Origin of the sequence: Roseivirga spongicola (assembly GCF_001592965.1) — a bacterium.
GTDB lineage: Bacteria > Bacteroidota > Bacteroidia > Cytophagales > Cyclobacteriaceae > Roseivirga > Roseivirga spongicola.
The window spans coordinates 1214444-1227161 of sequence record NZ_LRPC01000001.1 but is presented as its reverse complement, the minus strand read 5'-3'; the positions used below and the strand labels follow the sequence as shown (position 1 = coordinate 1227161).

At 38.0% G+C, this 12718-nt stretch carries 12 protein-coding genes; all 12 read right to left on the bottom strand.

Features of this window, described 5'->3' with window-relative positions:
* Window positions 1-9: 9 nt before the first annotated feature.
* Window positions 10-702: an acylneuraminate cytidylyltransferase family protein gene (locus AWW68_RS05330; RefSeq protein ID WP_245660210.1), complete on the bottom strand. Its 693-nt coding sequence runs from the start codon at window positions 700-702 to the stop codon at window positions 10-12.
* A 209-nt stretch (window positions 703-911) separates the two neighbouring features.
* Window positions 912-1940, bottom strand: coding sequence for a GDP-mannose 4,6-dehydratase (gmd, locus tag AWW68_RS05325; RefSeq protein WP_068217421.1), 1029 nt, complete (start codon window positions 1938-1940; stop codon window positions 912-914).
* 3 nt (window positions 1941-1943) lie between these two features.
* The gene (locus AWW68_RS05320; protein ID WP_068217418.1) at window positions 1944-3029 is read right to left on the bottom strand and encodes a DegT/DnrJ/EryC1/StrS family aminotransferase; all 1086 of its coding nucleotides are present in this window, start codon (window positions 3027-3029) and stop codon (window positions 1944-1946) included.
* A complete protein-coding gene (locus AWW68_RS05315) occupies window positions 3026-3811 on the bottom strand; it encodes a TIM barrel protein (protein WP_157717534.1) in 786 nt (261 codons plus the stop codon). Before AWW68_RS05315 ends, AWW68_RS05320 begins: the two co-directional genes overlap by 4 nt.
* Before the next feature lie 80 nt (window positions 3812-3891).
* The gene (locus tag AWW68_RS05310; protein WP_068217412.1) at window positions 3892-4938 is read right to left on the bottom strand and encodes an N-acetylneuraminate synthase family protein; all 1047 of its coding nucleotides are present in this window, start codon (window positions 4936-4938) and stop codon (window positions 3892-3894) included.
* A 7-nt stretch (window positions 4939-4945) separates the two neighbouring features.
* Window positions 4946-7477: an SLBB domain-containing protein gene (locus tag AWW68_RS05305; protein WP_221405968.1), complete on the bottom strand. Its 2532-nt coding sequence runs from the start codon at window positions 7475-7477 to the stop codon at window positions 4946-4948.
* 121 nt (window positions 7478-7598) lie between these two features.
* Window positions 7599-8102 carry a UpxY family transcription antiterminator gene (locus AWW68_RS05300; protein WP_068217406.1) on the bottom strand — a complete coding sequence of 168 codons (504 nt, stop codon included), beginning with the start codon at window positions 8100-8102 and terminating at the stop codon, window positions 7599-7601.
* A complete protein-coding gene (locus AWW68_RS05295; RefSeq protein ID WP_068217403.1) occupies window positions 8095-8619 on the bottom strand; it encodes a winged helix-turn-helix domain-containing protein in 525 nt (174 codons plus the stop codon). Before AWW68_RS05295 ends, AWW68_RS05300 begins: the two co-directional genes overlap by 8 nt.
* Before the next feature lie 150 nt (window positions 8620-8769).
* The gene (locus AWW68_RS05290) at window positions 8770-9900 is read right to left on the bottom strand and encodes a DegT/DnrJ/EryC1/StrS family aminotransferase (protein ID WP_068217400.1); all 1131 of its coding nucleotides are present in this window, start codon (window positions 9898-9900) and stop codon (window positions 8770-8772) included.
* A gap of 18 nt (window positions 9901-9918) precedes the next feature.
* Window positions 9919-10284 carry a four helix bundle protein gene (locus tag AWW68_RS05285; protein ID WP_068217397.1) on the bottom strand — a complete coding sequence of 122 codons (366 nt, stop codon included), beginning with the start codon at window positions 10282-10284 and terminating at the stop codon, window positions 9919-9921.
* Window positions 10285-10380: 96 nt separating this feature from the next.
* Window positions 10381-11436, bottom strand: a complete 1056-nt coding sequence (locus AWW68_RS05280; protein ID WP_068217394.1) for an NAD-dependent epimerase — start codon at window positions 11434-11436, stop codon at window positions 10381-10383.
* Window positions 11436-12716, bottom strand: coding sequence for a nucleotide sugar dehydrogenase (locus tag AWW68_RS05275; RefSeq protein WP_068217391.1), 1281 nt, complete (start codon window positions 12714-12716; stop codon window positions 11436-11438). The genes AWW68_RS05280 and AWW68_RS05275 overlap by 1 nt, the downstream gene beginning before the upstream one ends.
* Window positions 12717-12718: the final 2 nt, after the last annotated feature.

Here is a 12718-nt window from a genome sequence, read left to right as displayed (position 1 = left end):
TATACCCTTCTAACCCTTAGAAATTAATAATTCCGAAAATTTCCAATCTAAGATGTCATCGATGTCTACTGATGATTCTTTATCCATCTCAAAACCCGTAACTCTTTCAAACTGATGAATATCCCTTTCTTTCAATGAGTTAACATTTATGACATAGACCGCGCCATTATACTCCCACACGGTTGGCAGGTCTTGTCTTCGGGTTACATTTGAGTCTTTGGATTTCCTTAAGTATCCATGTTCATTTTCTTCAAACAGCACAAAATAGGGGTTGGACTTGGTCTTCTTGACAGAAACTACCATGTCCAAATCTGCATGGTACTTTTCAAGGGCCTCTTTAATGTGAACGGCCTGGCGAAAAGGGGAGGTAGGTTGCAACATGATCACTATATCAGGCTTCATACCATTGTTTTCTGCCCAACCAATGGCATGAAGCAGGGCCTCTCTAGAGGTAGACTGATCAGTGGCCAGTTCTGCCGGCCTGGTAAATGGTACTTTTAATCCCAACTCTTCGACAATATCCTTTATTTCCGAATCATCAGTAGAAACTAAAACTTGTTCTTCCTCAAACAGCTCTAGTGCTACATCTATGGTGTATTGAATTAAGGGTTTGCCCCCGAGTAGTTTTATGTTTTTCCTTTTCAACCCTTTGGATCCTCCTCGGGCAGGAATTACTACTAAAGCTTCATTCAAATTAATCACTGTTTTATTAACCTTAGTTTTTATGGTAACTTTAATAGCATTCTCTTTAAGATATTGTTAATAAAGAGAATAATATAGGTCAGCTCAAATCGAATTCACATGTAAGTAATTTAGAAATCGATTTTTTCTTAATAAGGAGTTGACAATCAATGAGATTAGAAAAAAGCCACGGATATCTTTTAACCTATTGAGCAAAAGGCTATTTAATCTCATACCTGTCTTAACTCATGTTCCATCATTATTCCCACTAACTCTTCAAACTTCACTTTGGGCTCCCAGTTAAGGAGTTTTTTTGCTTTAGTACCATCGCCAATCAATAAATCAACTTCTGTTGGCCTGAAGTACCAAGGATCTATGGCTACAATCACCTTACCCGTCTTGCGGTCTACTCCTTTTTCATCTACACCTTCGCCTTCCCAATCCAACTCAATTCCGGCATGACCAAAAGCGAGCTCTACAAATTCTCTGACAGAGTGGGTCTCGCCTGTGGCAATCACAAAATCGTCACCTTCGTGATGCTGAAGAATATGCCACATAGACTCTACGTACTCCTTAGCGTATCCCCAATCGCGTTTTGCATCTAAGTTGCCCAGATAGAGTTTTTCTCTCTCACCTTTTTTAATTTGCGATGCAGCCATTGCAATTTTTTTTGTTACAAAGCTGTTTCCTCTCCTAGGCGATTCATGGTTGAATAAAATGCCATTCGAGGCGAACATACCGTAAGCCTCCCGATAATTAACTGTTAACCAGTAAGCGTAAATTTTGGCCACACCATATGGACTTCTTGGATAAAAGGGTGTTTCTTCGTTCTGAGGGACGGCCTGCACCTTACCATAAAGTTCACTAGTTGAAGCCTGATATACTCTAGTTTTTTCGGTTAGCCCAGAAATACGAATAGCTTCGAGCACCCTCATTGTTCCAAGTCCATCAGCATTCGCAGTATACTCAGGAATTTCAAAGCTGACCCTTACATGACTTTGAGCCGCTAGATTGTATATTTCGTCTGGTTCAATTTGCTGAATTAAACGAGTAACATTCATTGAATCTGTGATGTCGCCATAGTGAACCTTGAAGTTAGATTTTTTATGTGGATCTTTATAAAGATGATCAATTCTCAACTTTTGTTCTAGACTAGCTCTGCGCACGAGTCCATGGACTTCATAACCTTTGTTTAAAAGAAACTCTGCCAGATATGATCCATCTTGACCGGTGATACCAGTGATTAATGCTCTTTTCATTTATTAACTACTTAAAAAGTCAATTACGCATTGACTTATATAATCGATTTCTTCATTTGTCAATTGAGGATAACTTGGTATGCTCACCCCCCTTTTAGAAATATCTTTTGACTGCTCGAAATTACCCGTTTCAAAGTAGGGTAAATCATCCATTGAGGTGAAAAATGGCCTAGTTTCAATTCCTTTACGTGACATGAAGTCTTCTAGACCTGACCTAGATACTCCATGAGGAAGACAAAATGAAACTAACCAGTATGAAGGATTTACGTGCTCTTTGGGCACTTGAAATTGAACATATTGACTCAAATTAGTATGATATCTTTTGTAGACTTCACGCTTTCTTTCGAGAATGGCATCCAATTTTTCTAATTGAGCCAATCCAATCGCAGCTTGAATGTTGGTCATCCGATAATTGTATCCCAACACATCATGATAATAGCGTTGGGTAGTTGAATTACCTTGATTTTTTAATTGTCGTGCTTTCTCTGCAAAGTCATCATCATCGGTAAGAAGGGCTCCACCTTCACCAGTGGTGATAGTCTTATTACCAAAAAAAGAGAAGGTAGATAATTCACCAAATGCACCCGAGTTCTGACCCAAATACTCCGCACCAATAGACTCCGCAGAATCAGCAATGATTCGAATATCGTACTTCTGTGCAATTTCTCTCAAGGCCCTGTAGTTAGCTGGATAACCATAAATATCAACAGCAATTATAGCTTTGGTATTTGAAGTAATTTGGTCTTCGATCTTGCTTACATCTATGTTCCAATCATCTTGAGTAATATCTACAAAAATGGGCTTAGCTCCACAATAGGCAACGGCATTCGCTGTCGCTACATAGGAAAAAACCGGCATGATAACCTCACTTTCTCCATCTAGGCCTAATAAAAGACATGCAATATGAAGTGGATGAGTACCATTATGCATACTTATGGCATGTTTGACACCTGCTATCTGGCACAGTTTTTCCTCAAACAGGTCAACATATTCTCCACGCGAAGATATCCATGAAGAGTCTAAGCAATTATTAACTAATTCCTTCTCCCGACTTCCTATGGAAGGCTGATAAATTGGATACTTTATCATTGCAATTGATCAATCAAATCGTAAGTTCTTTTTAAATCTTCTAAGCCAGAATAAACTTCTAATGTAACTGTTTTGCCTCTTAACTGAGACGTCTTAAGAATTTCATACATTTCTGAATCCTGGCTCACACCCTGATTGGAATCGGATAAACCATCATTATCACTTACGTGTACATAGTCTGTTTCTTTCACCAACCTGGAGGCCTCGTCTTCAAATGAATACCCCAAGGATTGGCAAGAAACCTTTAAATGAGCAAAGTCAAGTAATATCTTTAACTGAGGAATTCTTTCCTTGAGCTCAAAATATTCATCAGCACAGGTCAACATAAATGGATTCTCCCCATACTCATCGAAGTTAGCCTTGGAGACAACATTGTTCTCTATGTAAAGATCACCTATACCTTTAGAATATAAATTTGTAACGGTGCTTACAAATCGTTCAAAGGACTCTTTGCGGTCGTAAAGCACCCTTTTGGTGATAACCTTTCCCAACTCATCTGCTTCGATAGGAATGTAAAAACCTGCATGAACAGCATACTTTCCTAGGTTTAACTCTTCCGACAGTTTCAAAGAAGATTGAACATGAGACAATGAACGCTGAAATGTCTTCTCGTTAAGGGATGCCATATTTAGGACAAAATCCTTTTCAACCGGAGGAGAATAATTGTGAAGCTGCAAACTTACATCGCTTTGTTCAACTATATTCTTGATCTCTGAAATATTGGAACCTGAAAACTGGAGACCACCTGTGAGTTCTACAGAACGAAATCCTAATCGTTTCAATTCAAGAACATTTTTTTTAAGGTTTCTCTCCCTAATACAGGCTGATGATACAAAAATTGACAACTGTTAGCCCCCTCCTTTTATAATTCTATAACTTCATCCCGTTGAAAAGACCTCTTTGCTCTTCTACCAACTATTTGATCTACATATAAAGCTGGAATACCTTCTCCTCCAGTTCTTTTTGTATTTACGTGTTCTAAAGTCAAAATTTCTCCTTTTTGAATATCCATTGCTGCTACTATTGACTTTTGAAGTGAGGCTCTCGTGCCTAACTCACTGATTGTCGGAAACTTAATTGGGCTTCCAATAAATTTTTCAGCCTTTCTAACTTCATTAACAAACAGGGTAAGTTCATCGGGCTCAAGAGAGGCCACATGGTCAGGCCCAGGTAGATTCTTGTCGAGAGTAAAGTGTTTTTCAATAACTTTCACACCATACATTAGAGAATAAGGTGAAGCTCCTACTCCCTCTGTGTGATCACTAAATCCAGTTATAATTTCAAACTCATGATTAAATGACCTCAACACTTCAAGGTTCACTTCTTGAGGTGGAGTAGGGTAATTCGAAGTACAATGTAACAAAATAATATTCTTATTTATCTTCGAAATCTCCTCCAAAACATACCTGATTTCAGACATATAAGTCATACCTGTAGAAAGCAGCATTGGTTTGCCCTTTCTAGCAATCTTCTTTAGAAACATAAGATTTGTTGTATCTGTGGATGCTACTTTGTAAGCATCCAAATCACAGATATCCAGTGCATCTAGACTAACCTGATCAAAGGGCGTGGTGAGAAAAGTTATATTTTTGGAATCTGCATACAGCTTTAGCTCTAACATCTTTTCTGCTGACACCTCAAGTTGTTTCAACATTTCAAATTGAGACCCCTCCTTTTCTAAATTAATCTTTTGATAAGTGGCCATACCAACGTTGGATAAGATGAGTTCCTTTGCTATAAAAGACTGGAACTTGATTGCATCTGCACCGCAATTTATTGCAACATCAATCATTTCTTTGGCCATTGATAAATCACCATTGTGATTAACACCAGCCTCAGCTATGACAAAACATGGATTTTCTCCTCCAATTTGTTTATTACCTACCTCTATTATCTTACTAAACTTCATACTTTAATTAGTTAGACAGCCGATCTACTACCAAAGCAAGCGTAGCCACCGAACCAGCGGCCGCAATTATTGCTTGAAAATTAACAGGCTCCCTGTCCGGCCTTCTACTCACAAAAATCGTTGACCCAGGTTCGACTTTTGGGTAAAACTTAAAGAATAAAAATCTTCTCGTTTGTTTACTTCTGCCATTAGGATATTGTACATAGCTTCTTCCCTTCTTAGCTACAGCAGTAAAACCACCTGCATCATTGATATAATTTTTAAAGTCATAATCCTCATCGTACCTCACATTCAATGGAGATATGACTTCTCCAGCAATTCTTACTGTTTCCAGTTTAGGCGGAATGGAAATAACATCCCCCTCTTTTACAATATAGTCGTACTTGGAACCCGGTGCGTCTAAAATTTTCACCAAATCTAATACAGTAGGTTCCTCCTCTTTAATTTCTATATCTCGAATTAAAGAGTCTTGTTCTTGAATGTCCAAAATGTTTTCCTTTCTAACTCGAGAGCCTACCACATCTGCCTCATTATTTGGAGCAATCTTATTTTGTATCTTGTTCAACCGTTCAATCAACCTTGTTTGACTTATGTTTTTTAAAGCAGATTCATCGCTTAACAATTTTGACCTTAGTTGCTGTAAGTATTCTTGTGAAATTTGATCGTTTGTCTTTGATGATGAGAATTCCGTTTTTCTTACCAGAATAGCTCCTTCAGGGTAAGCATAGGTAGTCAAGCCTTGGGCTCTTTTCAATATATCAGAAATTCTTTCGTCCTTTCTACTAATAGAATAAGTTCCAGGAGCGATTACTTCTCCCTCAACTGTTACCTGTTGCTGAATAGTATAACCAGGTGTTTTCCGTATATAGATTTGATCAAAAGGCTGAAGCATAATATTTCTATCTTCAGCAGACAAAGAGAGTGACTTATCAACCTGAACAGTAATTATCTCAGCCATTGTATTTAATGAAGGGCTAGTATTTCTTCTAGAGATTTCAACCATAGCTCCAGATGCTCCCTCTGTCAAACCTCCAGCTAAAATTATGAGGTCTTGAACAGTCATTCGTCTAAAGAAAGGATACACTCCTCCTTCTAAAACCTCTCCTGAAATCTGTACAATATATTCCTCTCTTAAAGAGTAAATGGAACTAATACTCACTATATCCTCTCTTACCAAAAGAACATCTTCAATAGTACCATTCATTAGTTGCCCTAAATCTATAGGAATCACATCTTGAGAAAAGTCCTCATTCATTCTATAGATTGTAGCACGATTCATAAATACATCGCCTCTTAAGCCATCTGCTTTCTCAATCAATTTCCTCAATGTCAAACCAGGAGTTAATTCATACTCCCCCTCTCTGTAAACGGCTCCATCTATTTGAACTCTATTTCTATATCGGTCAAGTATTGGTGTGATTTGAAAAATATCACCATCCTTCGGTTCAAACTCATTAAACTCAGATGCATTAACATCTATTACTTCCCTTTCCTTAAGTCCATTTCTTCTAGCAGTAACCAAAGCTTTATATGCAGTATTAGTAAACCCTCCAGCGTAAGCTAGTAATTGCTCAAAAGTTTCACCGTCCAGAACTTCATAGTATCCAGGACGCTTAACCTCACCTTCCAATTCAACTCTCGATTCGAAAGGACGAACTATTACAACATCACCGCTTTTGATTCTCAAGTTATTATCTTGAAAGCCATTGATAAGAAAGTCATAGAGGTCAATAGTAGCTTTGAGCTTCCCATCTCTCACTAGCTGTATATTTCTAAAAGTACCTTGTTCATTCGGCCCTCCTGCAGCATAAAGAGAGGTAAAAACGGTGGACAAAGAAGATAGAGAGTAATTCCCCGGCTGGTTAACCTCTCCAACCACGGAAACATTAACAGTTCTAACATTGCCTAAACTAATCTGATAGAAAATGGACGGATTTTCTCCCTTTAAACCATTATAAATCTGGCTTAATCTATCGATGATTTTCTTTTCAGCATCTTTAATGGACAATCCATTTACATAAATAGGACTTAAATTATCTGGTCTGATAGTGCCTTCCGGTGAAACTTCAAGTCTATTATAAATTTGAGTAGCTCCCCATAAATCAACTACAATAATATCTCCAGCACCCAAAGTATAATCTTCAGGGGTAGGTATATTCAAGTTAGGTGCAAAATTGAGGTTTTCTCTTTGGAAAAGATCATAACCAAAAATCTTCTTCTGCTCCTCAGTTAAGTCCTCTTCCGGAATTTCATATGGGTCCTTGCCAAAGATATCAGAGCCTGTTTGTAGAGAGCCTTGTCTTCCGCTTGTGAGATTTTGACCAGTTTGGGACTCCGTACCTTGTTGGGACATTTGGAGCCTTAGCTGCTCCACTCTTCGTCTAAGTTTAGCGATTTGGGACTCAGACACTCCTTGCTGTCTAGCAATAGCCTCCATTTGTTGTTCAGTATACCCGCTACTTTCTGCTTGCTTCATGTATCTGAGAATCTCCTCATCGGACATCTCATCTACATTAATGGTTTTTAAATCCTGCCCCATGAAGGTTTGTCCATGCGAGTCGTTCAGATTAACTATTAATAACAAAAAGCAGATTAGGTGTAGTGCTCTTTTGAAAGTAGTTATTAACATAAATATCTATTAATCTGCAAGAATAAGCATTTTATATCTCTTGAACTTTTAAAACAGATATTTCTGCTTGTAAAGAATAATTCAAGGATAAAATATTGAGGATCACCCTATTTCCTTTCCTTTTAATTAGTTCGCCTCTTTCTCCTCTTAAAGGACCATCAGAAATCTCTAATTCCTGCCCATATTTAAGGTTTATGTTTTCAGCTTTTGCTTCAGGGTAATCTTCTAAGAACTCTCTTATTGCCTCAATCTCGTAACTTCTAATTACAACTGGTTTTTTAAGCCAAAACACGGAAGAGGCTACACCTTGGTCTCGAAGTATTTCTTGTCTTTCTAATTCATCAACATTCGCAAAAATGTACGAATTAAAAACAGGTTCTTTAACCTTCTTCTTCCGGTCCGACCATTGCTTAATAACAGTTCTTGTTGGACAATATATATCGAAACCTTGCTCCGAAAGTCTCTCAGCCACCTTTTTCTCATTACGTGGCTTAGTATAAAATGCTGTCCAATATCTTGAATCCGACTTACTCATTCCACAGCAACAGATACTTCTCCGACTCAAAATCTAAAGACTTAGCTTCTTCCTCGGTATAATTTAAATATTGGATTTTCTTATCGATCAAATCTTCAACTTTATCTACCAAGTGTGTTAAATAAACTCTATCGGGATTTCCAACAAAAACGAGGCTAATCACATTGGATTGTTTACCACAAGCTAAATCACCTGTTAAATAAACTGATCTTAAATCTCCTAACTTCTCTATGACTTCCTCTATAATAGAGCTAAGCCCAGTTTGCTTAAGTAATATGCTTCGAACCTCATTAAAAAGAGAAAAGCCCGTATTGGCCTTGTAGTACTTCTTGTTTCCCACCAGCTCACTTTCTACCATTCCTGCCTCCTCAAAACGAGAAAGCTCAAGCCTCACTGAGTTGGTACTTTCCTCGAACTCATCAGCTAAACCACGGAGATAAGACTTGCTCTCCGGGTTTAAGAAGAGCCTCAATAAAAGTTTAATTCTGGTTTTGGAAGAAATAAGAGCTTCTAACATTTAGCTATTTACAGCTTCGCCCGGTCGGTCACATTATGAGACCTAGCAATGAGTAGTAAATCTACTCATTCTTAAATAATCACAAAAAATAAGAGGAATATTTTTGCTCAGAAATAACTGATTAATTAAGCGGCTGGAATGATCCTAAAACTATCCTTGAAAACCATGTACCTTATCTACAATGAACTTAAGCTGTTCATCACTCATTTCTGTGTGGATAGGCAATGAAATGACTCTGGAACATAAATCCTCAGTGTTTGGCATGTCGCCTGTTTGGTACCCGAAATATGAATATGCCTTTTGCAAGTGGTTCGGAACAGGATAATAAATCATTGATGGAATTTCGAAAGAGGCTAAATAATCAACTAATCCATTTCTATCAATTCCATCAGACAACTTTAAAGTGTACTGATGATAAACGTGAGTACTGAATTGAGACTCATGGGGAGGAGTTATCCATCCAGCATTTGAAAAAGAGTCTGAGTAGCCATCAGCAACCTTATATCGTGCCGAATTGTACTCATCTAAATATTTGAGCTTTACGTTCAAAATGGCAGCCTGAATACTATCCAAACGCGAGTTAACCCCGATGGAATCATGATAGTATCTTTTACTTTGACCGTGATTAACAATCATTCGAAGTTTGGCAGCTAATTCATCGTCATTGGTCATGATAGCACCACCATCACCATAAGCGCCAAGATTCTTTGAAGGAAAGAAAGAAGTTGCCCCAGCATCGCCAATTGTACCCGCCTTTGCTTTCTCTCCATCAGAAAACGTATATTCTGCACCGATAGCTTGTGCAGTATCTTCAAAAACCTTTAGGTCATGAGTCTTTGCTACACTCATTAACCGCTCCATGTCAACACACTGTCCGTAAAGATGCACCGGTACAATTGCCACTGAATTTTCTGAAACCTTAGATTCCAAATCTTCAATATCGATATTGAACGTGTCAGGATAAACCTCCACAAAGACCGGTTTAAAACCAAGAAGGGCAATAACCTCTACCGTGGCTACATAAGTATAAGATGGAACAAGTATTTCTGACCCTTTTGGAAAATCATAGGCCATCATAATGATTTGAAGCGCATCGGTTCCATTGGCACATGGAATGACATGCTTAACATCTAAGTATTTCTCTAAAGAGGTCTGAAAATTATGAACTGCAGGCCCATTAATAAATGCTGCAGACTCAAGAATGTTATTAACCTCTTCTTTTACTTCGTCCTTAATTTTGGCGTATTGACCCACAAGGTCAACCATTCTAATTTCTTTCATGTTGATGCGTTGATTTGTTTAATTGTTGATTTGCGAGTTTCTTAAACTATTCAGTTTGTTCGTTACCCCTTCAATCTGAGATCTTGTTTCAGAATATTCTTGATCGTTTACAAATTCAAGGTCGAGAGATAAGATCAACTGATTTAAAAGCTCTAAAGCAGAACCATAAGACATTGTTGTAAAATGAGATTTGTCCTTCATTGTTCTTCTGGCTGTTCCTTCTGCCAAATTTGAAGCAATGGATATAGCACATCGTCTCATTTGAGAAACTAGGCCGAACCTCTCATCATCAGGATAGTTTTTTGTGAGTAAATAAACTGATTTAACCAGTGTGCGAGCATTTTGCCAAACTTCCAGCTTTTCAAAAGAATAGGTGTAGTTCATAGTTCTTACGTTTATACGTTGATTTGCAGATTACCCGAGTAATCGTTGAGGTGTTTATATGTTTAGGAAATACTGAACAAATCCACGAATAAACAGCTAAACGGAGTAAAAACTTCTGTACCACTTCACAAACTCTCCAACACCGAACTCCAAGCTGGTTTCAGGCTTATAGCCTAAATTATCAATCAAATCTTGAACATCGGCATAAGTTGCTGCAACATCACCCGCCTGCATAGGCATAAAGTTTTTCTTGGCTTCTATCCCCAAGCACTTCTCAATGGTAGAAACAAAGTCCATCAACTTAACTGGCGAATTATTCCCAATATTATAAACAGTATAAGGGGCCTTGGCGGTACCTGGATCTGGATTTTTACCGCTCCATTCTTTATTTCCTTTAGGGGGATTATCATTTACTCTAATCACTCCCTCCACGATATCATCAACATAGGTGAAGTCTCTCGACATTTCTCCATTGTTAAAAATATTGATTGGCTTGCCTTCTAGAATTGCTTTGGTAAATAAGAACAAAGCCATATCTGGCCTTCCCCACGACCCGTAAACTGTAAAGAACCTAAGCCCTGTGGTAGGGAGGTTAAATAAATGACTATAAGTATGAGCCATTAACTCATTGCTCTTTTTGCTAGCAGCATACAAACTGATCGGATGATCTACATTATGATGAATGGAGAAAGGCATTGTTTCATTCAACCCATAAACAGATGAACTACTAGCGTATGATAGGTGTCCTACTTTATTGTGTCTGGAGGCCTCTAAAACATTGACGAAACCAACAATATTACTATCAATATATGCTTGAGGGTTTTCTAAACTATATCTTACTCCAGCTTGGGCGGCCAAATTGATAACCCTATCGAATTGCTCTGAAGCAAAAAGTTTATTTAGGTTCTCAGCATCTTCTAACTTTAACTGAATGAATCGATAAGCAGGGTATTTGGAACTTTGGACTAATTTGCCGTAATGAACATCTTTAATGTCAATTCCAGTCTGATCCAATCGACCATGTTTCACACGGATATCGTAATAATCGTTGATGGAATCTAAACCAATTACCTGATCTCCTCTTTCTAAAAGCCTTTTAGCCAGATGGAATCCTATAAAACCTGCGGTACCAGTAATTAATATTTTTGCCATTACAATCTTGAGGTTACTTTTTCTCTTGGAAGAAACGATTTAACGTCATAAATAATTGAGTCTCCTGGAAGGTCATCAATAAATTGACCGCCAAACTCTTTGTGAGACACCGCCAAGACAACCCCCTCATATTCAGTATCAGACAGAACATCTTTTGATACTAAGTCAAGTCCATATTCATGCTTCACTTCGTTTGGATTTGCCCATGGATCAAAAACATCGACACAAACATCAAAGTCCTGTAACTCCTTAATGATATCAATAACTCTCGAGTTTCTAATATCAGGGCAGTTTTCTTTAAAGGTAATTCCCAGCACAAGTACCTTAGATTTATTGACAACCGATCCGTTTTTCATCAATAGTTTAACCATTGCACTGGCCACATAAGGTCCTATCGAATTATTTAATCTTCTTCCTGCTAACAAAATCTGTGGGTAATATCCAACCTTTTGAGCCTTTTGAGCTAAGTAATAAGGATCTACTCCTATGCAGTGTCCTCCTACCAAACCTGGTCTAAATGGCAAGAAATTCCATTTGGTACCAGCAGCTTCTAAGACATCTACGGTATCAATACCCATTTTATTGAAAATCATTGCCAATTCATTCACAAAGGCAATATTGATATCTCGCTGGGAGTTTTCAATTACTTTGGCAGCTTCTGCTACTTTGATTGATGCTGCTTTGTAAGTTCCTGCTGTAATAACTGATTTATACAGTTGATCGACCTTTTCTGCAATTTCTGGATTTGAACCAGATGTTACCTTAAGGATTTTCGTAACGGTGTGCTCCTTATCTCCAGGATTGATTCTTTCCGGTGAATAACCGCAATAGAAGTCCTCATTATACGCTAGGCCAGAAATTCTCTCCAATACCGGGACGCAATCTTCTTCCGTTGCTCCAGGATATACCGTTGACTCATATATAACAATATCTCCCTTCTTAAGAACCCTTCCGATAGTTTCAGAAGCCTTAATGAGTGGAGTTAAGTCAGGATTATAATCATCATCAATTGGGGTAGGGACTGTTACTATGTAAATATTACAACCCTTAACATCATCTAAAAGATTGGTGTTGTACAGCCCTTTAGAATCACCTTTAGCGCTTAAAACAGTCTTTAACAAGTTATCTTCAACCTCTAAGGTATGGTCATGACCACCATTCAATTCTTTAATTCTGGCTTCATTGATGTCGAAACCTACTACTGGGTACTTCTCTGCAAAAGCTACAGCAAGCGGTAGACCCACGTATCCTAATCCTATTATCGCGATTTTGTCACTCATGA